Source organism: Aquabacterium commune, from assembly GCF_004362855.1.
Taxonomy (GTDB): domain Bacteria; phylum Pseudomonadota; class Gammaproteobacteria; order Burkholderiales; family Burkholderiaceae_C; genus Aquabacterium; species Aquabacterium commune.
In genome coordinates this window covers 1-24183 of record NZ_SNXW01000006.1, presented here as the reverse complement: position 1 = coordinate 24183, position 24183 = coordinate 1, and the positions used below count along the sequence as shown (strand labels likewise).

General features: G+C 65.1%; 19 protein-coding genes. 12 read left to right on the top strand and 7 right to left on the bottom strand.

The features are described from left to right. Positions 1–115 precede the first annotated feature (115 nt). The 8 genes from EV672_RS11050 (at position 116) to EV672_RS11015 (ending at position 10287) form a co-directional block, all read left to right on the top strand. The gene (locus tag EV672_RS11050) at positions 116–3220 is read left to right on the top strand and encodes a type VI secretion system Vgr family protein (protein ID WP_133609180.1); all 3105 of its coding nucleotides are present in this window, start codon (positions 116–118) and stop codon (positions 3218–3220) included. Then, positions 3204–4613: a LysM peptidoglycan-binding domain-containing protein gene (locus tag EV672_RS11045; RefSeq protein WP_243738639.1), complete on the top strand. Its 1410-nt coding sequence runs from the start codon at positions 3204–3206 to the stop codon at positions 4611–4613. Before EV672_RS11050 ends, EV672_RS11045 begins: the two co-directional genes overlap by 17 nt. Then, positions 4573–5403, top strand: a complete 831-nt coding sequence (locus EV672_RS11040) for a hypothetical protein (RefSeq protein WP_243738638.1) — start codon at positions 4573–4575, stop codon at positions 5401–5403. The genes EV672_RS11045 and EV672_RS11040 overlap by 41 nt, the downstream gene beginning before the upstream one ends. A gap of 127 nt (positions 5404–5530) precedes the next feature. Further along, entirely contained in the window at positions 5531–6460 is a 930-nt protein-coding gene (locus EV672_RS11035) for a class I SAM-dependent methyltransferase (protein WP_133609178.1), read from the top strand. Positions 6461–6607: 147 nt separating this feature from the next. Beyond that, positions 6608–8167 carry a M20 family peptidase gene (locus EV672_RS11030; protein WP_279536184.1) on the top strand — a complete coding sequence of 520 codons (1560 nt, stop codon included), beginning with the start codon at positions 6608–6610 and terminating at the stop codon, positions 8165–8167. A gap of 29 nt (positions 8168–8196) precedes the next feature. Further along, a complete protein-coding gene (locus EV672_RS11025; RefSeq protein ID WP_133609176.1) occupies positions 8197–9045 on the top strand; it encodes a thymidylate synthase in 849 nt (282 codons plus the stop codon). Further along, positions 9045–9563, top strand: coding sequence for a dihydrofolate reductase (locus tag EV672_RS11020; protein WP_243738637.1), 519 nt, complete (start codon positions 9045–9047; stop codon positions 9561–9563). Before EV672_RS11025 ends, EV672_RS11020 begins: the two co-directional genes overlap by 1 nt. Positions 9564–9699: 136 nt before the next feature. Further along, the gene (locus tag EV672_RS11015) at positions 9700–10287 is read left to right on the top strand and encodes an outer membrane beta-barrel protein (RefSeq protein ID WP_166643546.1); all 588 of its coding nucleotides are present in this window, start codon (positions 9700–9702) and stop codon (positions 10285–10287) included. 19 nt (positions 10288–10306) lie between these two features. Here the strand turns inward: EV672_RS11015 and EV672_RS11010 are convergent, their stop codons facing one another. From EV672_RS11010 to EV672_RS10995, 4 genes are all read right to left on the bottom strand, one after another. After that, positions 10307–11683: a HupE/UreJ family protein gene (locus EV672_RS11010; protein WP_133609172.1), complete on the bottom strand. Its 1377-nt coding sequence runs from the start codon at positions 11681–11683 to the stop codon at positions 10307–10309. Beyond that, the gene (locus tag EV672_RS11005; RefSeq protein WP_133609170.1) at positions 11683–12897 is read right to left on the bottom strand and encodes a hypothetical protein; all 1215 of its coding nucleotides are present in this window, start codon (positions 12895–12897) and stop codon (positions 11683–11685) included. The genes EV672_RS11010 and EV672_RS11005 overlap by 1 nt, the downstream gene beginning before the upstream one ends. Positions 12898–12984: 87 nt before the next feature. Next, positions 12985–13263 (bottom strand): hypothetical protein, encoded by a 279-nt coding sequence (locus EV672_RS11000; RefSeq protein WP_133609168.1) that lies wholly within the window; start codon positions 13261–13263, stop codon positions 12985–12987. A 10-nt stretch (positions 13264–13273) separates the two neighbouring features. Next, complete coding sequence (locus EV672_RS10995; RefSeq protein ID WP_133609564.1) at positions 13274–14917, bottom strand: DUF4331 domain-containing protein; 1644 nt, start codon at positions 14915–14917, stop codon at positions 13274–13276. Positions 14918–15166: 249 nt separating this feature from the next. Between EV672_RS10995 and EV672_RS10990 the strand changes: the two genes are divergently transcribed. From EV672_RS10990 to EV672_RS10980, 3 genes are all read left to right on the top strand, one after another. Then, entirely contained in the window at positions 15167–16144 is a 978-nt protein-coding gene (locus tag EV672_RS10990; RefSeq protein WP_133609166.1) for an ABC transporter substrate-binding protein, read from the top strand. After that, the gene (locus EV672_RS10985) at positions 16141–18507 is read left to right on the top strand and encodes an ATP-binding protein (RefSeq protein WP_133609164.1); all 2367 of its coding nucleotides are present in this window, start codon (positions 16141–16143) and stop codon (positions 18505–18507) included. Before EV672_RS10990 ends, EV672_RS10985 begins: the two co-directional genes overlap by 4 nt. A 252-nt stretch (positions 18508–18759) precedes the next feature. Further along, positions 18760–20019: a tyrosine-type recombinase/integrase gene (locus EV672_RS10980; protein WP_133609162.1), complete on the top strand. Its 1260-nt coding sequence runs from the start codon at positions 18760–18762 to the stop codon at positions 20017–20019. Positions 20020–20024: 5 nt separating this feature from the next. On the opposite strand, the gene EV672_RS10975 is transcribed toward EV672_RS10980, so the two are convergent. Next, on the bottom strand, positions 20025–22088 hold the full coding sequence (locus EV672_RS10975; RefSeq protein ID WP_133609160.1) for a hypothetical protein: 2064 nt from the start codon (positions 22086–22088) through the stop codon (positions 20025–20027). A 61-nt stretch (positions 22089–22149) separates the two neighbouring features. Between EV672_RS10975 and EV672_RS10970 the strand changes: the two genes are divergently transcribed. Next, positions 22150–22929 carry an HNH endonuclease gene (locus EV672_RS10970; RefSeq protein ID WP_133609158.1) on the top strand — a complete coding sequence of 260 codons (780 nt, stop codon included), beginning with the start codon at positions 22150–22152 and terminating at the stop codon, positions 22927–22929. 47 nt (positions 22930–22976) lie between these two features. Here EV672_RS10970 and EV672_RS10965 read toward each other — a convergent pair whose 3' ends face one another. Together EV672_RS10965 and EV672_RS10960 are read right to left on the bottom strand one after the other, a co-directional pair. Next, the gene (locus EV672_RS10965) at positions 22977–23255 is read right to left on the bottom strand and encodes a hypothetical protein (RefSeq protein WP_133609156.1); all 279 of its coding nucleotides are present in this window, start codon (positions 23253–23255) and stop codon (positions 22977–22979) included. Beyond that, the gene (locus EV672_RS10960) at positions 23252–24082 is read right to left on the bottom strand and encodes a PRTRC system protein D (RefSeq protein WP_243738636.1); all 831 of its coding nucleotides are present in this window, start codon (positions 24080–24082) and stop codon (positions 23252–23254) included. Before EV672_RS10960 ends, EV672_RS10965 begins: the two co-directional genes overlap by 4 nt. Positions 24083–24183 lie beyond the last annotated feature (101 nt).

The window sequence follows — 24183 nt, the reverse complement described above, 5'->3', positions numbered from 1 at the left end:
GAGCTTGCGAAACATCTGATTGCAAATCTCCCCCGCCGAGCCCCCTTCGTGGGGGACCGGTGCGGCACCTTCCTGAGACAGAATCCGCGCCAGAACAAAACATTCAGGTGGATTCATGTGGGGTACCCAGGACCTGTCAGCGGTCCTCCCGGAGGGCGCCAGCGGCTTGCTGGCGCAGCTTCGAGCCGCGCTGTCGCTCACGCAAAACACGCGCCTGCTGCAACTGGACACGGCCTTGCCGTCCGGCACGCTCATCCCTGAGCGCTGCAGCGTGCACGAGGCCCTCCACGCCGAGCAGCCCTTCCTCGCAGAGCTCGACTGCGTCAGCACCCACAGCGGCATCCCCCTGACCTCGCTCATGGGCACCGGGGCCACGCTGCAGCTGCGCTTGCAAGACGGCGGCTGGCGCGCCTGGCACGGGCACGTTGCGCGCGCCGCCCACCTGGGCAGCGATGGCGGCCTGACACGCTACCGCCTGCAGCTGCGTGACTTCACCCACTGGGCCAGCCTGCGGCGCGACACCCGCATCTTCCAGGACCAGACCGCCGCTGACATCGTCCAGAGCGTGCTCATGGCACACCCACAAGCCCAACTGCGGCTGGACGTCAGCCACCCGGGCCCGGTGCGCGCCATCACCACCCAATACCGCGAAACCGACTGGGCATTCGCCCAACGCCTGATGGCCAGCGAAGGCTGGAGCTGGCGCATCGACCACGACCCGCACAACACAGACAGCCCCAGTGGCACGACCAGCCTGCTGACGCCCTCGCGCCACACGCTCGTGGTCTTCGATGCCCAGGCACCGCGCCCAGAACTGGGCACCTTGCGCTTCAGCCGCCCCGGCATGCGAGGCGCCACGCCCGACGGCTTCGCCCAAGACACGCTCACCGCCTGGGCACCGGCCCGCCAGGTCGGCACGAACGCCATCACCCTCGGTGCCTGGGACGAACGCCAACTGAGCGGCGTGAGCGGCAGCAGCGCCCTGCCCGATGCACAACGCCCACCCGGCGTGCCCATGCTGGAACGTTACGTCGGCGTTGGCGAGCGACAGTTTGCCGACGGACGGGTCGCCGACGCGCAACACGGCGCACCCGATCTTGCCAACGCACGCGCCCAAGCCTGGCTGGACGCCCTGCTGCTGGCACAGCAAACGGTTGAAGGCCAAGGCGCCGTGCGTGCGCTGAGCGTCGGCGCCACCTTCACCTTGGCCGAGCACTTCACCAGCGGCGCCCTCGACGGCAGTACTTTCGGCAGCAACGCATTCAGCGTCATCGGCATCACCCACGAAGCCGCCAACAACCTGGGTGTGCGCACCGCACCGCTGGCATCGGCCACCAAGGTCGAAGCCGGCAGCTACCGCAACCGCTTCCAGGCCGCGCCAGGTCACCTGCGGCTGGTGCCTGCCCCGCTGGCGGCACCGCCCTCGCCGGGCCTGCAAACGGCGGTGGTCATGGCGCAGCTCTCCGGCGGCGGTGTTGGCAGCGATGCTGGCCGCACCGCCATCCACAGCGACCGCGACGGCCGCATCCGCATCCAGTTCCCGTGGCAACGCGGCGCGCCCGATGACACGCCCTTGGCAGGCGGCTTGGCGGCACCAGCGTCGCCCAACGGCCAAACCACCGGTCACGCCCCGGGCGACGCGCGCGGCGGCACCTGGGTGCGCGTGCTGCAAGACCAGGCCGGGCCCGACTGGGGCGCCGTGTTCACGCCCCGCCCGGGCACCGAGGTGCTGGTGGATTTCATCGACGGCGACATCGACCGCCCCATCGTCATCGGCCAGCTGCACAACGGCCCGCACACCCTGCCCTGGCCCGCAGGCGCAGGCAGCCAGGCCAACCACCCCGGCACCCTCTCAGGCTGGCACCACCCCCTGCTCGACGAGGCCGGTGGCCAGTCGGGTGCGAACCAATGGCTGATCGACGACAGCCAGGGCCAGCTGCGCATGCGACTGCTGAGCTATTCGGCCAGCCACGGCCACAGCGAGCTCAGCCTCGGCCACCTGGTGCAACACAGCGCAAGGCACGACGCCCAGGGCTCACAAGCCCGGCGCGGCCACTGGCTGGGCGAAGGTTTCTATGGGCACACCGAGGGCTGGGCAGTCGTGCGCGCAGGCCAGGGCATGCTGTTGAGCACTTCTGCCCGCGCCGCGCAAGGCAGCAGCGTGGCCAGCACACAGATGGACGCCAGCGAGGCCGTGGCCCAACTGCGGGCCAGCCGACAGCTGGGCCAGGCCCTCGGCGACAGCGCCCGCCAGCAAGGTGCGCTTGGCCTTGACAGCCACGGTGACGGCCACGGTGACAACGGCCCAGCCTGGATGGCGCACACCGCCGCCATGGCCCCCGCCGCCAGCGGCAAGCTGCCCGCCACACTCAACGGCCAGGACGCCCGCAAAGCCCAAGCTGGCAGCCGCACCTTGGCAGACCCCGTCGAGGCCTTCGCACGCGCACAGTTGCACCTCGACACCCCGAGCAGCGCCGCCCTGGTCAGCGCCGAGCACCTGAGCATGTTCAGCGGCCAGGACACTTCCTTGAGCACCCAGGGCGACGCACACCTCACAGCCGCTCACACGCTGAGCGCCGTCAGCGGCCAGACCACCAGCCTCTACACCCACGCCGGCGGCATCCACGCCATCGCCGCCAACGCCACCCTGAGCCTGCGCGCCCACACCGACGCCCAGCAACTCTGGGCCGACCAGGACATCACGGTGCAAAGCACCACCGACGAAGTGCGCGTCTTCGCGCAAGACAGCATCACCCTCACCGCCGGGCAAAGCCAAATCACCCTGCAAGGCGGGGACATCACCTTCACTTGCCCGGGGAGTTTCACGGTCAAGGGGGCTAGTCATGAGTGGGGTGGGGGCGCGAACGCAAGCTCGTCTTTGCTGGCATTGCCCTCTGGAACGCATCAGATCGAAGCTGTTTCGACTCCACTCGAGCGCGTCTATGGCCAAGCTGTCAGCGTGGAAGAAGTACCCGCTGAATGGTTACCCAACCCGATATCGCGGCAAGTCAAGGGGTACCTGCAAAGCCAGTCAGTAGCCGAAGCACCCATGTCGAGAGGACAGGTCTCAAGCGAAACCATGCTGCTTGACCGCCCGGCAGACCTTCAGCTGTGGTTGCTTTCATCGGCCGCATGGCACGTCAGCGAGGACGTCTTGCAGCCGTTGGAGGACTCATCCGTGCATCAAGAGGATCGGGGCGAAGATGACAATGACCAATGAAGAAAAAGGCGTTCAAAGGGCAGCGACGAAGCTCGCGGACCCCTACCGAACCCGACCAGGCGACACCTTGTCATCCATCGCCCGCCGTTCGGGCGCGAGCATGGCTGATCTTCAGCGCTGGAACGGCCTTCGTGACGCGAACAAGATCCAAGTCGGCCAGGTGCTCTATTTGTCGGAGTTGTCAGCTTTCGGTGTCAGTGTGGCCTTCCTCGATGCCTTGCGGCACCCGATTGCCAACCTGACGTACAAATTGGAGGTCGATGGTCACCGCGTGATGGGCAAGACCTCAGCCGATGGACAGGTCCCGACGCAAATCACCCAAAGTGCGCGATCACAAGTGGATGTGTGGGTGCAAGACGCACAGCGCCAATGGCAAAAGCTGGCCAGCACCGCCTCGGGATATGGCCACAAGCTGATCACCTTGGTCAGTGGTGCCATCGTGGTGCCCACCACGCTGCAAGAGGTGTCTGCCGACGCCGCCAAAGCGCCCTTGAAGCCGCGCGAGACAACGGCCACGGCCAGCAACCAGGCCAAGCCACCTGTCAAACCCACCGGAGCCCCCTCGAAGAACAACCCAACCGTCACAGCCAAGCAGGTCAAAGGGCCGCAAGGCCTGCCAACCATCGTCATCGGGGTGGATTTGCCAAAAGGGTTGATAGACCACTTCGATTGCTTCGAGGGGGGCGACATCACAGAAGAGGATTGGACCGATGTCGCCGCAGAGTTGAAATGCGAAGTAGAGGTCCTCAAGGCGATTGCCAAGGTGGAAAGCGGGGGCCGCAGCGCCTTCTGGCGCCTGATGGACGGCCAGGGCGGCCATGTGCCGGCCATCCTGTACGAGCGCCATTACTTCAGCCGCCTGAGTGCGCGCGCGCATGACAAAGACCACCCGGATATCTCATGGCCGGTGGGTTACCGAACGAGCAAGCGGCTGGGCAAAGAAGACAAGAAGATGCACGACGGCAAGGTGGACGACGATGACATCTACGCCAGTTACGCCACGTCTTACCTGCGACTGATCAACGCCTACCGGCTCGATCCCGATGCCGCGCTCAAATCTTGCTCTTGGGGCAAGTTCCAGATCATGGGGGCGAACCACGAACTGTGTGACGAACCTTCTCTCAAGAAGTTTGTCAACAAAATGTGCACGTCGAATGCGGCACAGATCAAGCTGCTGGCGGGCTTCATTCGAAACAAGCCGCGAGCCTGGAAAGACCCCAAAAACAAGAAACTCGGCAAAGAAATTTCTTTGTGGGATGCGGTCAAGACCAAGAACTGGCGGGCCATGGCCTTCAACTACAACGGCCCAGCATATGAAACGTATCACTACCACACCAAACTGGAAAATGCTTATGAGCAATACAAAAAGGCCCGTGAAGCCAAGAAGGCTTGAAGGCTTGGGGCTCTCGCTGGCCGCTGCGGCTTGGCTCAGCATGCCGTCGCTTGCCCACGCAGACGTCAAACTGTCGAATGACTGGAACGAAGACCGCACCTGCACCGGTTCTGCACGCAACAATGCCGAGTTGGCAGAGATGCAGCAGGGGCTGCGGCCCAGATCGGTGTGCACAAAGACTGAACCCGACAAGGTTAGAGATGCTTCAGCTCTGTCAGCCACGGCGCGCTCTGCAGCCATGAGCCGCACGAAGCCGACCGAGCGCGGTTTCAATCAGTATCTGGGCTTCAAAATGCAATTGGATGGGCTTCAGCACTATCTGGAGCCCGTCGGCTTCATGACAAAGAGCCGGCCCGATGAGGTTTGCACGCCGTCTGACTTCAAAGGCCAGCCCACCTACCGCTGCGATGAAGGGCAGCGCCACACCGTGGACTGCCACATCCTGATCTTCAACGACAAGTTTGAAGAGGTCGGCTACCACCGCATCGTGGTCAAGGAGCCCTACCAGTTCTACTGCAATGCGGTGCCCGCCGTGGGAGTGGGCGATTCGGCCAACAACCTGGTGCTGGCCACCATCCAGTACTTTCCCATCGACCGCAAGCACGCCAGCACCGTCGCGGAAGTCGGCCAGGGCTGGAATCGCATGACCGTCGCACTGCGACTGAAGCGCCAGGCGGACGGTCATGTGCTCATCGAACAAGAAGACGATTGCCTGGGCAACCCCAACCGCATCGACACCGTGCCAGATGCAAAGCGGTTGTTGAGGAAATGCGCGGCACAGCGCAAGTAACTGCTGAGGCCAAAGACCGGCGCGGTATAGCTCAGATGCATACACTCCACGCTCTGCCGCTCCGCCGCACCGCGCGCGGCACACTTCATCCTGTGCGCAGCCCCGCGTTTTTCCGCCTCACGCCACCATGCAAGCCCTGCTCGACGCCATCGCCCAGACGGCCCTGCCCACCGAGGCCCAACGCATCTTCCACGGCCGGGGCGGCATGCACCCGGGCTGCGAGCAGTGGTCGCTGGACGCCTACCCGCCGGTGTGGGTGCTGACCTCCTTCCAGCCCACGTCTGACGATGAATTGGCCGCCATCCACGCCGCGCTGTCCGAGCGCTGGCAGCAGCTGGCGCCGCAGCAGCCCTTGAGCTGGGTGTACCAGTGCCGGCACGAAGGCCGCACCGAGACGCGCCTGATGGCCGGCGAGGTGCCGGATCCCCATGTGGTGAGTGCCGAGGGCGCACGGTTCAAGGTGCACGTGCTGCGGGGTCAGAACCATGGCCTGTTCCTGGACATGGCCGAGGGGCGGCGCTGGGTCGCCGAGCATGTCGCGGCCCACCCGCGGCGGGAGCGGCTGAAGGTGCTCAACCTGTTCGCCTACACCTGCGCGTTTTCCGTGGTGGCCCTGCAAGCCGGCGCGCGCCAGGTCGTCAATGTGGACATGAGCCATGGCGCCATGGGCATCGGGCAGCAAAACCACCACCTCAACGGGGTGGCCGCCGGCGCCAGCTTCCTGGTGCACGACATCTTCAAGTCCTGGGGCAAGGTGGGCAGACCCGGGCCTTACGACCTGATCATCGTGGACCCGCCGAGCTACCAGAAGGGCAGCTTCGTGGCGACCAAGGATTACGCCCGCCTGATGCGCCGCTTGCCGGAGCTGCTCGCGCCCGGCGGCCATGCGCTGCTGTGCCTGAACGCGCCGGAGCTCGGCATGGCCTTCCTGCAGGACCAGATGCAGGCCGTGGCGCCCGAACTGGTCTTCGTCGAACGGGTGGCCAACCCGGCGGTGTTCGCCGACGTGTCGCCCGAGCGCTCGCTCAAGGTGCTGGTGTACCGCCTGCCGGCGTGAGACACCCCCTCGGGGTCGGTCGGGTCGCGCAGGGTGCCGGCACAATGGCACGGGCCATCGAGCGAGGCCACTGCCCGCCGCCGCTGGCGCACCGCACACGGATCAAACGCTGCGCCACAAGCAGCGCGACCACCCAAGGGACCCACCATGCCAGCGCCAAGCCACCCCCCCGTACCCGCACGCACGCCCACGCCGCGCACGCCCACACAACGTGCACCTGCACCGAACGCACGCCGAGGTCGCATCCTCGGGCGCCTGCTGGCCACCCTGGCCATGGCGGTGCTGGCGCTGGTGGCCACGATGGCCTGGCACACCTGGCGGCTCGGGCGTGCGCAAGAAGCGGTGACGCCCCGTGCAGGCGTGACTGTGGACGCCCAGGCCGCCGCACAGCGCCTGAGCCTGGCCGTGCAGCAAGCCACCCTGGCCGATGCCGACGATGCACATGCAGACGCTTTCCGCGACCTGCACCGTCACTTGGCCAGCAGTTTCCCCACCGTCCATGCCCGATTGCAGCGCACCGAGGTGGGCCGGCACGCCCTGCTCTTCACCTGGCCCGGCAGCGACCCGAAAGCCCAACCCATCGCGCTGATGGCCCACCAGGATGTCGTGCCAGTGGCGCCGGGCACCGAGTCGCAATGGACCGCCCCGCCCTTCGGTGGACAGATCAAGGACGGCTTCGTGTGGGGGCGCGGCGCCTGGGACGACAAGGCCGGCCTGATGGCCATCCTGGAGGCGGTGGAGTCGCTGTTGAAGGCGGGCTTCCAGCCCCGCCAGACCGTCTATCTGGTGTTCGGTGCCGATGAGGAAGTGGGCGGTGCCGATGGCGCGGCCCGCATCGCCGCACAGTTCAAGGCCCAAGGCGTCAGGCTGGGGCTGGTGCTGGACGAGGGCCTCTTGATCACGCACGGCATGGTGCCCGGCGTGAGCAAGCCGGTGGCCCTGGTGGGTCTGGCGGAGAAGGGCTACGTGACGGTCAAACTCACAGCGAAGGGCGCAGGCGGCCACAGCAGCATGCCGCCACCGCGCAGCGCCATCGGCATCCTGGGTGAGGCCGTGGCCCGCGTCGAGGCGCACCCCATGCCCACGCACTTCGGTGGCCTGCCGCGTGCCACCTTCGAAGCCGTCGCACCGGAAGCCGACGGCGCCATGCGCTGGGTGCTGAGCAACCTGTGGCTGACCTCGCCCCTGGTGGAGCGCCAACTGGAAAAACTGCCCGCCGGCAACGCCATGCTGCGCAGCACGGGCGTGGCCACTGTGTTCCGCGCCGGTGAGCGCGACAACGTCCTGCCCGGCGTGGCCCAGGCCAGCGTCAATTTCCGTTTGCTGCCTGGCGACCGCAGCGCCGATGTGCTGGCCCATGTGCGCCGCGTGCTGGGCGAGTTGCCCGTCACGGCGGAAGTCGGCCAGGAGTTCACCGAGCCCTCGCCCGTGTCACCGCGCGATGGGCTTGGGCTGAAGTGGGTGTCGCGCGCGCTGCGGGAGTTGCAGCCCGGTGTGGTGGTCGCGCCGGGCTTGCTGGTCGGCGGCACGGACTCGCGCCACTTCACCGACGTGGCCGACGAAGTGCTGCGCTTCGCGCCCATCCACGCCACTTCGCCCGACATGCCGCGCTTCCACGGCAGCAACGAGCGCATCAGCGTGGCCAACCACGTCCAGATGATCCAGTTCTACGAGCGCCTGCTGCGGCTGGCGTCCACCCCACCCTGAGGAACTGGCCGAGCGCCTAAAATGCGCCCATGACGACCGCCCCCCTCGCGCCGCGCCCCGTGCGCAGCCAGTACGAAGATTTCATGCGCCACGTGCACAGCACGGGCGTGCTCAAGACCGACCGCACCGGCACCGGCACGAAGAGCGTGTTCGGCCACCAGATGCGGTTTGATTTGTCCGAGGGCTTCCCGTTGGTCACCACCAAGAAGGTGCACCTGAAATCCATCATCGTGGAATTGCTGTGGTTCCTGCGCGGTGATGACAACGTCAAGTACCTCCACGACCACGGCGTGACGATCTGGGACGAGTGGGCGCGCGAAGATGGCTCTCTCGGCCCCGTTTATGGCGTGCAGTGGCGCAACTGGCCCAAGCCGGATGGCGGCCACGTGGATCAGATCAGCGAGGTCGTCAAGCAGCTCAAGCAGACGCCGGACTCGCGCCGCATCATTGTCAGCGCCTGGAACCCGGGCCTGATCGACCAGATGGCGCTGCCGCCCTGCCACGCCTTCTTCCAGTTCTACGTGGCACCGGCCACGAGCGAAGGCGGCAAGGGCAAACTCAGCTGCCAGCTCTACCAGCGCAGCGCCGACATCTTCCTGGGCGTGCCCTTCAACATCGCGTCCTACGCGCTGCTGACGCACATGCTGGCGCAGCAGTGCGACCTCGACGTGGGCGATTTCGTCTGGACCGGCGGCGACTGCCACATCTACAGCAACCACACCGAGCAGGTCGAGCTGCAGCTCAGCCGCACGCCCCACCCTTACCCGGTGCTGCACATCCAGCGCAAACCAGACTCGATCTTCGATTACGCCTTCGAAGACTTCGAAGTGCGCGATTACCAGCACCACCCGGCCATCAAGGCGCCGGTGGCCGTCTGATGCCGACACCGATGAAGAAGCCCGCCTGCCTGAGCCTGATCGCTGCTGTGGCACGCCGCGGTGCCATCGGCCGCGACAACGACCTGCTGTGGCACGACAGCCGCGACCAGAAGCACTTCCGCGCCGCCACCCTGGGCTGCCCCGTCGTCATGGGGCGGCGCACCTGGGACTCCCTGCCCGAGCGCTTTCGCCCCCTGCCTGGCCGGCGCAACATCGTCGTCACGCGCAACACCGCCTGGCAAGCGCCTGGCGCCGAGGTCGTGCACTCGCTGGCCGAGGCCCTGGCGTTGGTGGCCGATGCGCCCAAGGCCTTCGTGATGGGCGGCGGTCAGCTCTATGCCGAGGCCCTGCCCTGCGCCGATGAGCTCGTGCTGACCGAGGTCGATGCCGATTTCGAGGCCGACACCTTCTTCCCCGACTGGGACCGCAGCGCCTTCACCGAGGTGGAGCGCGAGGCTCACACCGCGCAGGCGCCGGGCGAATGCCCTTTCGCCTTCGCCACCTACCGGCGTCGCTGAGGCCCGCATGTACGCAGGCCCCAGCCAAGCGGATGCACAGGCTGTGCATGCTGCCTGGTGTCGCAAGGTCTTGCCTTTGCAAGCACCGAAGCGCTGCCTACCATGCCCTTTGTTCCCTCATTTTCAGGACCTTGGCATGAAGAAGTACATCGCGTTCGGTGTGGCGGCAACCCTCTGGGCAACCCTGGCCGGCACAGCTGCCGCTGAAAGTTACGTCGGCCTGAGCGCAGGCCCGTCCAGCTACAAGCTGAACTGCGCGGGCTTGAGCCGCTGCGACAAGTCCGACGTGGGCGTCAAGTTCTTCGGCGGCTACCGCTACAACCCGATGATCGCAGGCGAGTTGGCTTACATCGACTTCGGCAGGAGCGTCTCCTCCGGCACGCAAGACGGCTTCCAGCTTGAAGGCACGCTGAGGTCACGCGCGCTGGCGGCCAATGTGGCTTTGCGCCTGCCCCTGGCGAAAGACCTGAATGGCATCGCCCGCCTGGGCCTGGCCCGTGTGCGCAGTTCGCTGGACCAGCGCGCCGATGGCATGGTCATCGCGTCCGATGCCCGCACGTCAATCCAGCCTTATCTGGGTCTGGGCCTGCAATACGCGCTGCACAAGAACGTGTCGCTCGACGTCGGTCTCGACATGACCCGCGCCAAGCTGGGCAATGGCTCGGGCGGCACCACCACGAGCGCTGTGCGGCTGGCCAATGCCGGCGTCACCTACGGCTTCTGAACTTTCCGCGTGGCAACGTTCAGCCGCCACCCCAGCCCAGGATGACGCGGTCGGTGCTGCGCTCGACCAGCCACACCAAGGCCATCAGCCCGATGGCCACCGAGCCCGGCAGCACCACGCCCAGGCGGTAGAAGGCGGTGCGGCGCAAGGCGAAGCACAAGGGCAACACCGCGGCCACCAGTGCCAGCTGCCCCAACTCGACACCGAGGTTGAAGCCCAGCAGCGGCCAGGCGAGATCTTGGGCGGACAAACCCAAGTCCTGCATCGCACCTGCGAAGCCGAAGCCATGAACCAGGCCAAAGCCGAACACCACGGCCCAGCGCGGTGCACGCAAGACCGGCCAGAGATTGTCCACCGCCGCCACCAACACACTGAGCGCGATCAGCGACTCCACCCAGCGCGAGGGTGGTGAGAGCACGCCGAACGCGGCCAGCCCCAAGGTGATGGAGTGCGCCACCGTGAATGCCGTGACCAGGCGCAAAACTTCGCCCAAAGCGCCACGCCAGTGGCCACGCGGCGACCAATCGGCCATGGGCCGGCGCCCATGGTTGCGCGTGTCGGGCGTGGCCTGGCGCTGCCACACCGCCACCAACAACAGCAGGACCAGGAACAGGATGTGGTCGGTGCCTGCCGAGATGTGCTCGATGCCATCGCGCACGGTGCGCTGGACCTGATCCCACGCCGACAGACCGCGGGACGAAGCCGCCTGCGGGCCTGCGGCCACACCGATCGCAGGGGCTGAAGCGACCTTGGCGCCAGGCTGGGCGTCCGAGGGGGCGTCCACGGAAGCAGGCACCGGCTTGCCACCTGGCGCCGCCACATCGGCCTGGGCCAGCGCAAGCCAGGTCTGCGCATGGCTGGCCCGGTTGGCACCCATCACCACCACGCCCATCTCCTGGGGCGCACCGCCTGCCGTCTGCAAGCGCCAGCGCACGATGCCGCGGTGGGTCGGGTCGGTCAGCGCGAACAGGCTGTAGGCCAGCGTCACGCCCGTCCAGGGGCTGCCCGGCGCCACCTCGCATTGCTGAGACCACGCGAACACGGCGTAGCGCCCGTCGGTGTGCTCGATCAACGCTGGTGGGTTGGCTTTGGCGTCGTCCGGCAAGGGCAGGCAGGCCTCGCCACCGTGCACCAGGCGCAAGTGGGCCTGCACGAAACGGCGCATGTCGGCCCACCGGCTGCGAACCTCGCCCCAGGTGAGGCGGCCATCGTCGTTGGCGTCCAGCGCGAGTTCGTTGTCGAGGTCACGCAGGGCCACGTGCCAGTCCACACCCACGCGGCCTGCTTCGCTCACCGTCAGCTTGAGGTAGCTGTCGCTGGGTTTGTGGGCTTGCGCCGTCAGCGGGATGGCCCAGGCCAGAAGGAGCACGGCAAAGGCCGTGAAGACGCGCCACATCACAGCAGCACCTCCAGGCGGCGGTCGGTCCAGCCCCAGCGCTGCATGAAGGCGCGCATGTCGGTGACAGGCTGCGCAACGCCTGCCGCGCGGGCGGCCTCCAGCAGGATGCGGGCATCGGCCGGTTCTTTCTGAACCGCCCAGTTGCGCTGCGCCAGCTGGAGGGCCTGGGCAGGCTGACGCAGCAGGCGCAGGGTGAAGCGGGCTTCTTCGCGCCGGTGGACGCTGTCACCCCGCTCACGGGCGGCAGCAAAGCGGGCACGCAAGGCGGCCACGCGCTGGGCGTTGGCGGGGTCGTTCACCGCCGCACCGGCCTCGGCCAGGCGCAGCAGCAGCGCGTCATTGCGCTCCCGGCCCTTGAGCAGGGAGAGCACCTCGGCCGCACGCCCCTGGTCGAGCAACAAATCGGCATAAGCGCCTTCGGTGTAGGCATCGCTCTGGCGCAACAGCAGCGCCTGGTACAACAACGCAGCCTGGTCGGGCTGGCTCAGGCGCTCGGCCAGTTCGGCCCGGATCAGCTGAACCAGGCCCGACCACTCGCGCGGTGCCTGCTGCGCAAGCTGCGTCAGCCCGCGCTGTGCCGCGTCGGCTTCGCCGCGGTGGCTGCGCAACTCCAGGCTGCAGGCTTGCGACAGCCAGGGCGATGGCACTGGATGTGGCACCTGCGCCAGCGCCTCGCACGCGCGCTGGGCCTCGTCGTACTGGGCCGTCACCTGCAGCACCGACGCCAGCGTCAACCAGGCTTGTGCGCGCTGCGCCGGCAGCAAGGCAGTGGCAGGCAGCTGCGCCAAGGCCCGCAGGTCGCGCAGGGCGGCATCGAAATCGTGGGTGCTTTGCAGCACCGTGGCGCGCAGCAGGCGCACTTCGGGCGGCGGCGTGGCCTGGGTCCACCAGTGTCCGAGCGCAGCCTGCGCCTGCCCCAACCAACGCGGGTCGCCATCCTGGCGCGACCACTGGATGGCCTGAGAGGCCACCGCCACAGCGAGCGTCACGTCGCCAGGCTGGGCGCGGGCCTGGGCACGCAGTGCGCGCCAGACCTTCTCTTGCGCAGTCAAGGAACGCTCGCGCAGCACCTCGACCACCTCGTTGTCGCGGGCGGGAACCCACGGACCGGCGGCCTGCGCCACACCGCTCAGCAGCACGCAGCCTGCGGCCCACGCCAGCGCCATCGATCGCCATGAGGCGGGGCGCACATCCAACAAGCATCGGTGCATGGGCATCGTCCGTTCGGGTCGAAAAAAAGGCCCCCTGCGGGGCATGCGAGGGCCAGGGGGTTGCCCCACCTGGCCCAAAGCCCAGGCTCAGGTGGGCTCGGCCGTGTCGTCTGTCGCCAGCATGTCAGGCACGGCCACAGGTTCCAGGACGTCGGTCTTGGCCTCTGGCTCGCTGGACAAGGCCGCGACATAGGACGTGGCTGCGGCGGCTTCGGTGGCTGCGGCTGCAGGCACCTGGGTCGTCACATCCACGGTCGCCGTCACCGGCTTGACGTTGTCACCGCCACCGCCGCAAGCGCTGAGCAAACCCAGGGCCAGCACAGGCAGCCAGGCGGGCGTGCGACGGAACACTTCAATGCGCATCATGGTCATCACCTCACTGCTGGGGGGTCGAGCCGGAGTTCGGCGTGTTCAGGTACGGGAAGCGGGTGAGGAAGGTCACCGCGGCCTGGTCGGCGCCGTCGTGGACGTTGGCGGCGTTGGGCAGGCCGTTGGGGGCCGTTGCCTTGGCCAGGGTCGTCAGCGAAGCGGTCGTGCAGGTCGAGGTCAGCGTACCGACCTTGGGCACCACCACCGAGCTCAAGCCCAGGTCGATGCCTTCGTTGATGGCGCACAGGCCGCCGATGGTGGCCACCAGGGCGATGTCCACCACGTCGTCCTTGGGGCGGCGGCCGTTGGGGAAGCCCGCCAAGTCAGCTGCACCCGACACCGAGCCTGCAGCCAGGATGGAGCCAGCAGCGCCCAGGCGGTTCTGGTTGGCCAGGGCCACGGCGGGCACGCCGGTGTTCAGGCGCAGCTGGTCCGAGGGCGACGACAGCGCGGCGGGGCGGTTCAGGCCGTTGATGCCCGTCAGGAAGGTGGCAACCAGGTCGGTGCGCGGGAAGTTGGTGGGCGCCAGCGCGGCCGTGTCACCCGCCAGGACCAGGCCCAGCAGCGCGGGCAACGTCGGGTTCGTCACATAGGTCGCGAACTGCAGGTCGTCCTTGGGCTTGGAGGTGTTGAACTTGTCCTTGTCGCGCAGGCCGATGACGACCTCGTTGACCAGCGGGTTGCCCAGGCGCGAGACCTGCACCCAGGCGCCACCGTCCTTGGATGAGGTCTGGTAGCCGGAGGCCGGGGCCGCGGCCATCAGGCGGGCCTGGCGCACGCTGGCCGTGGTCCAGCCGCCCACCACCGTGTCCGATCCGGCGGTCAGACAGGACTTGTGCACCTCCAGGGCCATCGTCGTGACGTTCTTGTCCTGGATGGAGTTGGCGGCGAAGGCGTTTTTCAGCGAGGGGTCCAGGATCTGGCCCGGCGTGGCGTTGACCAGGTCGAAGATCGGGCCGAGGTTGACGGCAAAGCCCTCCTGACGCTGGCCGACGAAGACCTTGGCCGGCATCGCGCAGCCGGGGATGTTGACCGCGTGCACGTGCTGCGCTGCGTAGGCCTCGTACGCAGCCGAGTCGCCCAAGGTCTTGTCGCCGATGTAGTCCACCGGCTTCTGGAAGGTGGTGGCGCCGCCCGAGGCCTTGCTCAGCGCGCCGCGGCTGCCCTTGCGGCGGTCACCGCGCACCACGGTCACGCCGTAGGTTTCCGCGACGTTGAGGTTGGCATCCGACACCGATGTCACCGCACCGGCCTGCGTCAGCGGGATGGCCACCATCGAACCACCGATGTTCAACTCCACGCCCTTGCCTGCGTTGGCCAAGGTGTTGTTGAAGCGGAACTGGAAGGTCAGGTCCTCCACCGCGTCACCGTTGTTGTCGATGTGGATTTCGTACAGCGCGTTCGGATCGAGCTTGAAGTAGTTGGGGCCACCGTAGGCGTCTTGCAGCGGCTGGTAGTTGGCAATCAGCGTGACGTAATCGGTGCGGCCCGACTCGTAGCTCATGAACATGTAGAAGTCCGTGCCATCGACCTTCGGGCTGGTGGTGATGAACGGCGCCTCACGGTGGCTGGAGGCCCAGGCAGGGGACAACGCCGCGCAAGTGGCGACGGCTGCCGCAGCAAGGGCGGTGCGGGTGGCAAAACGGATCATCGTCGGCATGGTGGGTCCTTTTGTGTGTGGGCTAAGGCGGCTGCAACACGGCACCGCTTGCTTCCTGTACGCAGCCCAAGCCGCGTCGGATGCCTGGCCGGATGCCCTTTTGCGCAAAAGGGTTGTGTGCCGCCATTTCTCAGTGCCAACCGACATGGAAAAACCCCACCGGGGGTGTAACAATCACGCCATGTGAACAAACAGGGCCCACAGCGCGCTTGCCGCGACCGGGAGGGCAAAGCGCGACACATGAATCGACGAGACCTGTTGCTGGGAGGCGCCGGGGCCGGTTGCCGGTGGTTGACACCACTGGGCGGACTGGCCGCTTGCACCGCCGCCGCGCCCGCCTTGCGCGTGGCCCTCAACGGCTGGATCGGCTACGCGCCGTTCTTTCTGGCGCAAGACCTGGGTCATGTGCCCGAATCCGCGGTGCGGCTGCTGGAATTCCCCTCCAACACCGCCAGCATGATGGCGCTGGTCAACGGCGAAGTGGCCGCTGCCGCCCTCACCCTCGACGAATTGCTGCTGGCCCGCGAGGGCGGGCTGGACGTGCGCGCTGCGCTGGTGTTCGACGAATCTGCCGGCGCAGATGTCCTGATGGCCCGCCAGGACATCGACTCGCTGACCGCGTTGCGCGGCAAGCGCATCGGGGTGGAGGCCACCGGCGTGGGCGCCTTGATGCTGTCGCGGGCGCTCGAAGCAGCGCAGCTCCATCCCACCGACGTGGTCAAAGTCCCCCTGACGGCCGACCAGCACGTCGCCGCCTACACCGCCCAGCGCGTTGACGCCGTCATCACCTTCGAGCCCATGGCCTCGCGTCTGCGTGCCCTCGGCGCCCGCCCCCTGCTGGACAGCAGCCGCTTGCCCGGCCTGATCGTCGATGTGCTGGCGGTGTCCGCACAGATCACCCCCCACCAGGGCGAACAACTCCGTCAGCTGCTCGATGGCCATTTCCAGGCTCTGCAACACCTGCGCAGCAACCCCGCCAACGCCGCCCGCCTGCTGGCCCAGCACCAACAGATCGCACCCGATGCCGTGCTGGCGGCTTTCAGCGGCATCCGCCTGGCCGATGCGGCAGCGAACCGAGGTTGGCTGGCTGGCCAGAACCCGGGGCTGAGCGCCTCGGCACGCTCGGTCGGGCAACTCATGGTGCATGCCAAGCTGCTGCAGCGCCTGCCCGACACGGCCACCCTCTGTGACCCCCGCTTCCTGCCCGAGGCCGCATGAACATCCGATCCTTGCGCGTGTTTTTGCCGCTGGCCTTGCTGGCCCTGATGCTGCTCACCGGCGCGGTTTCGGTGGTCCTCAGCCTGCAACAGCAGCAGCGGCACCTCACGGAGGAAGCGCGGCTCTCTGTGCTGGCCGACGTCTCGCGGCTCGTGCGGCTGACCAGCGAGGGCATGGGATCCACATCGTCGCTGGTGGCCGCAGAAGTGGCGCAGATCGCCAGCCGTCCCCAGGTGCACAGGGTGCTGCTGCTCGACGAGCGCGGCACCGTGCTGAACGCCCAGCGTGCCGCCTGGCGAGGCCGCAGCCTCAAGGAGGTCGCCCCAGAGCTGGTCGGCGAGCGGCTGCAGCAGGCCACGCACAGCCGCATGCCGCAATGGCACATGCAGCCCGACGGCAGCCGCATGGACGCCGTGCAATCTTTCGAGCTGCCCCTGCAAAACGACGAACTTCGCAGCTCACGGCGTGGCCTGGTCTATGTCGCCTACGACTTGCGTGAACAGCGCGCGGCCGCCACACGCAGCGAGGTGCAAGCGCGCCTGCCGGAACTGGCCGGTCTGCTGGCCGTGTTCCTGCTGATGGCCTGGTGGCTGGGCCGCCATGTGACGCAACCGCTGGCACGCCTGGACGCCGCCGCCAAGGCCTTGCGCGCCAGCGACCTGTCGGTGCCCGTGCCACGCGGCGGCTTCCTCGAAATCGACCAGCTCGCCGGAGGCCTGGAGGCTTTGCGCCAGGAGTTGTCGGCCACCTGGCACGCCATCCCCGACCTGCTGTTCGAGCTCGACGCCCGCGGCCGCTACCTGCGTGTGCTGGCGGTGCGTCCGGAGTTGGTCGTTCAAGCCCCGCAGTCGCTGCTGGGCCGGACCGTGCATGAGGTCATGCCCGCCGATGCCGCACAGGCCATCCAGCAGGCCCTCGACGATGCGGCGGTGTCAGGCGCCGTGTGGGGCCGCGAATTTGCATTGCAGGTGCCAGCCGGGCAACGCTGGTTCGAGGTTTCGGTGGCGCGCAAGACCGCGCCAGACCATGGCAGCCCGACCTTCCTGCTGATCTCCCGGGACATCACCGAGCGCAAGGAAGCCACCGTCAGCCTCCAGCAACTCAACGAAGCCCTGGAGCAGCGCGTGCAAAGCCGCACCGCAGAGTTGCTCGGCGCCAAGAACGAAGCCGAGCGCGCCAACGACAGCAAGAGCGAGTTCCTCTCGCGCATGAGCCACGAACTGCGCACGCCGCTCAACGCCATCCTCGGCTTCGGTCAGTTGCTGGAGCTGTCGGCGCAAGAGCCCAAGCAGCAACGGCAGGTGGGGCACATCCTCAGTGCTGGCAAGCACCTGCTGTCGCTGATCAACGAAATCCTCGATCTCTCCCGCGTCGAATCCGGCCAGATGACGCTGAGCCTGGAGCCCGTGCCCGTGGCCGAACTCGTCGAAGAGTCCCTGGCGCTGGTCCGCCCGCTGGCCGAATCCCATGGCATCCAACTCGCACCGGTGCCCACCCTGCCGTCAGGCAGTCGGGTGCGCGCCGACCGCACACGGCTGCGGCAGGTGCTGATCAACCTGCTCTCCAACGGCATCAAGTACAACCGCCAAGGAGGTGCGCTGAGCGTGCACATCGAGGTGCAAGCCGACACCGTGCGGCTGGGGGTGCAGGACAGCGGCATGGGCCTGAGCGCCGAACAACAGGCCCGCCTGTTCACCCCCTTCGAGCGGCTGGACGCCGACGATCGCCAGATCGAAGGCACCGGCATCGGCCTGGCCCTCTCCAAGCGCCTGGTGGACATGATGGGCGGGCACATCGGGGTAGATAGCGAACCAGGCCAGGGCAGCACCTTCTGGGTCCAGCTGCCACGCAGCGAGGATGGCGCTGTGATCTCAGGTGCGCCGGGCGACACCCCCGGCAACGCCCCCCAACACCCCCTCACGGCCTGGGGCAGCAACGCGCACCTTCAGCATGCGCAAGCCGCCCAACGCCCCGATTGCACGGTCCTGTGCGTCGAAGACAACGAGCTGAACCTGCAGCTCATCGACCACCTGCTGGGCCGCCAGCCCGGCATTCACCTCCTGTGCGCCAGCGAGCCCCGGCAAGGTCTGCGCATGGCCCATGAGCTGCGCCCCCACATCATCCTGCTGGACATCAACCTGCCCGAGATGGACGGCTACGAAGTCATCGCGCGCCTGCGCTCTGACCCGGCCACGGCCACCATCCCAGTGCTCGCCGTGACCGCCAATGCCATGCCCGGCGATGCGGCACGGGCGCGGTCTGCCGGCTTTGCCAGCTACATCACCAAGCCCATCAACGTGGCCACCCTGCTGGCCGAGGTCGAGCGCCTCAGACCCGCCGCGCCACCCGCCGCGGGCCTATGATCCGCAGCCAGACGCCCCCCTGAACCCACACCGCCACACCGCAGGCCTCCCTTGAAACTCGCCACCTGCGAGTTCAATTAGCGTTTCAAGGGAGTTCAACACATCCCACGCAACGACCATAAGCTGTTGTCAACAAACAGCTTTTCTCCCATAGCGTCCCATCACGTCTCACTGAAGCACAACAAAAATGGGTAGCTAGCTGGGTAGCTAGCGGACTAAAATTGCGCCTAGCTACCCATTGGAGGACGAGCCATGGCACGCCGGGGAAATTTGCTGGACGATGTACAGATTCGACGCTGGGTCGCAAAGGGCGCCGCCATCGCGCGATCTGATGGCGATGGCTTGACTTTCACCTTGTCGAGTGCAGGAACCGCCACGTGGGTTCTGCGCTACCGAGTCTCTGGTGTGCGCCGCAAAGAAATCACGCTTGGAAACTATCCGGACCTGACCCTCGCTGCAGCCCGAAAGCTTGCTCGTGAGCGACGCGTTGATGTAGACCAAGGCAAAGATCCTGCCGCGGACAAGAAGGTCCTGAAAATGAGGACCCAGATGGCTTGGACAGTGCGGGAGTTGATCTCGGACTACAAGGAAAAGAAGCTGACCACACCGCCATTGGCGGAGGGAACTGTCTACTACCGAAAGTGGGATCTGGACAAGATTATCGGACCCAAGTTGGGCTCCATGGAAGTACGCCACGTCACCCCTGCTGACATCGTGCACGTGATTGAGTCCAGCAAACGTTCCTGGACGATCTGCAAACGCTTGCTCACTTCAGCGAAATTGCTTTTCGCACACGCGTGCGGCAAGCGCCTGATCAATGTGAACCCATGCGTGGGCATTGACCTCACTGCTTTGATGGGCGCACGCCCACCCATTCGCAAGCGCGTGATGCTGGCCGAGGACGAACTGCGTGCGCTCCTGAAGGACATCAGCGACATTGGCGTTGAAAACGGCCTGGCCTTCCGCATCTTGCTGGCCACCTGTGTTCGGTCCATCGAACTGGCCAAAGCCAGATGGGAGCACATCGACTTCGAACTTGGTACTTGGTGGGTGCCGGCCGAATCGGTCAAAACGCGCACAGGCTTTTTGGTCCCCATCACACCAACAGTTGCAGAGTGGTTCAAAAGTCTCCAGTGCCTCTCCGGTGACTCCCCTTGGGTTTTGCCTGCCAGAACGGATCGACGCCGCAAACGTGTGGGTGACACTCATGTGGGAAAAACGACGCTTTGGGCGGCAATCACCCGGGCCTTTGATCGCGGCGACATCGACGTGCGGCGCTTTACCCCTCACGACACCCGTAGCACGGCAAAGGGGCATATGCGAAACATGGGGATCCCCAACGACATCACCGAGATTGCACTCAATCACGCGCTCAAAGGCATGGAGGCTGTCTACGATGTGCGCGAGGAGATCCCCGAGCGCCGTCAAGCCTTGGAAAAATGGGCGGCCTTCATCGAGGCTTGCGAAACTGGCCGCCCCTGGAATGTGCAACCTATACGGCGCGTGGCTTGATGCACTTACAAAGGTTCCGGTTGCAACCCATATTTCTTCGCAATGCCCCGCGCCATCTCAGGAAACAAAACGCCGAGCACCTTGTCGTAGGTGCTCGGACGCAGGTAAGTCACGTCTTGAAGGTCGACCCCATCAATGATGGATTGCCTCCATCTGGCATAGCTATCAGCCTGTGCCTTTGTGAAATGCGCCTCTAGACCATAGGCCTTCACAGCCATCGTGTAGATGGTGTGCCAACGCTTGTTGTCAGGCCCGCTCTGCATGATGGCGTTGAGCACTTGGTAACCCGTGTTCATGTCATACCCCACGCCTCGGTTCTGCTGGATCGACAGGATGCGGGTAACCATCCCGGATTCGTCCACCATCATCCGGTCAAGAGCGCCTGGCAGTCCATGCGCAGCAAGCGCCTCAGAAGCTTCCTCCACTTGCTGCCAAAGTTCGCTGTCGTTGCCCAAGAATTGGGGCTTGGGGCCATTACCCACGTGCTTTCGCCCTGCCCTCTTGATACCGACGTTGGCGTCATGAAACGACGTCATCGCAGAGATGTACCTGGCGGCCCAGTACGCTGCGGGTTGAGCAAGGTAGGCGGGGCGGCGCAACGCCAAGAGTCGCTCGCGGTAGCGCAAGGTCACCGGGTGTTCATCAACCGCTGATTCAAGCACCCGCCGCTTGGTCCGCAGGACGGGGTGGTGCACCCACCGCTTCCCGACCAACTGGTTGACCACCAAGTCACGCAAATTCTCGCGTGTCACCGTTCCGCCCAACGCTCCGAGGTCAATCTCCAGTGTCGGCATGTCCAGATCCCGAATGCGCCGCAACTTCTCGTCGTCGATGCCATGCGTCACAGTCACCTCAACCAGGATGGCTGCAGGCCAAGTGAAGGGGTACGTGTCTTCTTCGTCTTCGTCGAAGTCCCCGGCAACCCAAGTCATGGTCCCGCCCCAACCATGAACCTTGCCTGGATTCAGATCTGCAATGACATCGGGAACGATGCTCGCCACCTTTTTTTCAAGACGAACGTCGCCAAAGTCGAGTTGACGAGGCCCTGTCATCCACATCTTGCGGATGCTGGCCGTCTCCCACTCTCCGGCGAACTCATCTGGCGGATCCCGTTCCACCACAACCTCCAGGCCCGGGGTTGCAATGGACGATGCACTTTCAAGGATGGCTTTCACCTCGCGGTGCAGCACCGTCTCGCGCCTCAAAACAGGAACGAGGCTTGGCTCCACGTCTTTCGGCAACTGTGCCAGAAACTCAGCTTCGTCTGCCGCATCCCAACTGTCGAGTGCATCCTTTGCGGCTTTGGCCGCGACTGCGTCACCTTCAACAGCCAGACTGGCGTCATTCCAGTGTGAACACCAGTGCATATCTGGAAGAATTCGCAGTCTCGCGCGGATCTCCTCCGGGTCCATCATTGCAAGGGATGGATCTGAGAGCGAAAGCGTCACGACGGCATGCCCCAGTCCATCAGACCCAGGCTCGCGCACCCCCGTCAGATCAACCAGCAACTGCCGCCCGTCATCCAAGGTCAGCAGCGCCGTGGCGTGGTCGTGCATCGTCGCGTTTACGATTGAAATGTGCTCGGTGGGTTGTTCCACCCAGACCTCATACCCATGCCCGAGAAAACCAAGTGCCGTTCGATTCATCCGTCGCCGCGGCAACACCAACACCCCCAACTCCAACAAGTGCCGAGTTGCCGCTACGCGGGCAGCAACCAGTGAACAGTCGTCTTTGTGCGCGCCGTCAGGATGCCGGAAATGAGCCGTTGGTCTCACCCGCAAGGGCTGACCCGCCATCACCGGAGTGAGAGGCAAATCACAAGCTGGGCAGATGCAGGCAGCGGTCCGACTGACGACGTCCGAATCATGTATGTAGCGCGGCTGACCAGTTTTTGCGTCGTGCGCCCACTTCAACGGCACAGCAGACACATCCGCACCAGAACCCATACTTGCCGAGCCGCTACGGTCAATTTGCCATGTGCTCATTGATTGCGATCCTCTTCCATATTGGATTGAGCGTGAATGCACTGATGCCAGGGCGAAGTGGATTTTCAGAGATACTTCGACCACTTGACAGTCATTATCCCGATCAGAATGAGCGCGCCAAGACTCGCATGATTCAATGTGCCCGATGAGCAAGCCCACCGAACAAACCGTCAAGCGCTTATTCGCCCTGTCTGGCAACCTGTGCACCTTCCCTGGTTGCTCCCTACCCATGGTCGAAGCCACTGGCGTCGTCACCGGCGAGATATGCCATATCCACGCAAGGCGAAGCGGCGGGCCGAGGTTCGCCCCAGATCAGACAGAGAAAGAACGGCAGGCTTTCAACAACCTGACTTTGATGTGTGGCCCTCACCACAAAGTCATTGATTCCCAGCCAGAAATTTACTCTGCCGACGTCCTCAGGGAGATGAAGTCGGTTCACGAAGGTGCAGCGGGTCGGCCCGAGCAACCGACTGATGGCGTCTATGCAAAGATCCTTCTGAACCATATGGATCGCATTGAGGTGGTCAACAACTCTGGCAACGTTGCGATCAACAGCCCTGGAGCGATTCAAGCGGGCACTGTCGTTCTCAAGACCACACGCAAATCAGTCACGGTCACGCCTCCGCCAAACACTGTTGGTGCCGATGCGCAACTCAGCCTCTACGTTCAGTACCTGATCTCCCGCTACAACGAGTTCGCGGGCTCAGATCCAAGGCGCGCCACAGCATTCAATCCCAGCGTGATTTCCAAGAACATTGAACACAAATTCGGCGCGCCCTGGCGGCTCCTATCTGTTGCTAGTTTCGACGAGGTATGTGGCTACCTTCAGCAGCGGATCAGCAAGACAAGTCTGGCCAAGCTGAACAACAGCAAAGGCAGACCTTCATTTTCAAGCTACGCCGACCACCTCAGGAAGAACGCCTGACGCGCTGCGTGCCACCCATCGGAGAAACCTCTTCGACAGCTTTCTGATCAGTCCGCGATGGACGGCCCAAACAAATCGTTGGTGATCTGTTCCCCACGACCCACCTCCTCACCTTGCTGATCACCGCCTGGGCGAGACGCCACGATGGAAACGACGTGTCCGCTCTGAATGAGCAAGCCATCGTATGCAAGCACCCGCAGTCGATTGATCCTCTTCGTGCCCTTGGGGAACTGGATCAGATCGTCGTACAGCCTGGGGTGATCAGCACGCGCCAGTTCAAATACCAGCCGGATTGGCTCTCCACTGACCTTGGCGTTGCCGTTCATTGCTTGCTCCCCGACGGCATCGCACCTTGATCAGCCCGTGGGGCGGCCATCACCGTTCGCGCATAGTTCTGCCCTGCCAGTTGAAAGCCCCGCACATTGGCGAACATGGGTTCCTTGACCTCATGGATCTTGTGATTCGGGAACGCGGCCTTCACCGCCTTCTTGAATAGGAAGGCACCGCCTCCGACCAAGATGATGTTCTGCAAGCTATGTGGCGATTCGATGTACTGCTTCATTGCCGACACGGCCTGCTGCGCCACCGCCTCAGCCATGGGCATGAATCTGGTGATGTCGTAGGACTTCTGGAAAATCACCGGCTGTTTGCCCGTTCGCAAAGCCAGATCGATGGCATCAAGGTCGCGATAAGGGCTGCCAATGTCCTTGGTGATCTCGGCCGCGATCAGGCGCAGCACATCCGACATGCCACGGTTGAACGAATGGCTTTGCTTTTGAACCTGCCTCATGCCCCTGGCCACCAACCAGTCGAAGGTTCGTGAGCCAGGGTCGATGATCAAGCTCTGCTCGTTGCCGATGGTGGCCATCTTCTTGTGCACCGATGCGTAATGAGCCAACGCCCCTTGAGGCTGCGCCACAGCGAGTGCCTTGACGACAGTCACGGTCTTGCCACCCCCAACGTCATGCGTTCCCGTCATCGCTTTCTCCAGCGCCGCCTTCTTGAGGTGCAGCAGGGCCACAGGCAGGCCCACCACCAGGAGGTCGATGCGACTTTGCTTCATGAGATGCAGGGCGCCTCGAAGCAAGGCCATGTACTCGGGCGTGTCGGTGTACTCATCGTGCAATTGGGTTGCACGCACGGAATCGGCCACCAGGTGTGTTGGCGCCGACCGAAAACTGAGCCACTTTTGATGGGTGTGCCGATCTAAAACTGAGCCAGGTGTTCAACCTACTCTGCTGCTTTTTGATGCAG

Coding starts and splice junctions, on each gene's coding strand:
- EV672_RS11050 (WP_133609180.1), top strand. CDS start 116: ATGTGGGGTACCCAGGACCTGTCAGCGGTCCTCCCGGAGGGCGCCAGC.
- EV672_RS11045 (WP_243738639.1), top strand. CDS start 3,204: ATGACAATGACCAATGAAGAAAAAGGCGTTCAAAGGGCAGCGACGAAG.
- EV672_RS11040 (WP_243738638.1), top strand. CDS start 4,573: ATGAGCAATACAAAAAGGCCCGTGAAGCCAAGAAGGCTTGAAGGCTTG.
- EV672_RS11035 (WP_133609178.1), top strand. CDS start 5,531: ATGCAAGCCCTGCTCGACGCCATCGCCCAGACGGCCCTGCCCACCGAG.
- EV672_RS11030 (WP_279536184.1), top strand. CDS start 6,608: ATGCCAGCGCCAAGCCACCCCCCCGTACCCGCACGCACGCCCACGCCG.
- EV672_RS11025 (WP_133609176.1), top strand. CDS start 8,197: ATGACGACCGCCCCCCTCGCGCCGCGCCCCGTGCGCAGCCAGTACGAA.
- EV672_RS11020 (WP_243738637.1), top strand. CDS start 9,045: ATGCCGACACCGATGAAGAAGCCCGCCTGCCTGAGCCTGATCGCTGCT.
- EV672_RS11015 (WP_166643546.1), top strand. CDS start 9,700: ATGAAGAAGTACATCGCGTTCGGTGTGGCGGCAACCCTCTGGGCAACC.
- EV672_RS11010 (WP_133609172.1), bottom strand. CDS start 11,683: ATGTGGCGCGTCTTCACGGCCTTTGCCGTGCTCCTTCTGGCCTGGGCC.
- EV672_RS11005 (WP_133609170.1), bottom strand. CDS start 12,897: ATGCACCGATGCTTGTTGGATGTGCGCCCCGCCTCATGGCGATCGATG.
- EV672_RS11000 (WP_133609168.1), bottom strand. CDS start 13,263: ATGATGCGCATTGAAGTGTTCCGTCGCACGCCCGCCTGGCTGCCTGTG.
- EV672_RS10995 (WP_133609564.1), bottom strand. CDS start 14,917: ATGATCCGTTTTGCCACCCGCACCGCCCTTGCTGCGGCAGCCGTCGCC.
- EV672_RS10990 (WP_133609166.1), top strand. CDS start 15,167: ATGAATCGACGAGACCTGTTGCTGGGAGGCGCCGGGGCCGGTTGCCGG.
- EV672_RS10985 (WP_133609164.1), top strand. CDS start 16,141: ATGAACATCCGATCCTTGCGCGTGTTTTTGCCGCTGGCCTTGCTGGCC.
- EV672_RS10980 (WP_133609162.1), top strand. CDS start 18,760: ATGGCACGCCGGGGAAATTTGCTGGACGATGTACAGATTCGACGCTGG.
- EV672_RS10970 (WP_133609158.1), top strand. CDS start 22,150: ATGAGCAAGCCCACCGAACAAACCGTCAAGCGCTTATTCGCCCTGTCT.
- EV672_RS10965 (WP_133609156.1), bottom strand. CDS start 23,255: ATGAACGGCAACGCCAAGGTCAGTGGAGAGCCAATCCGGCTGGTATTT.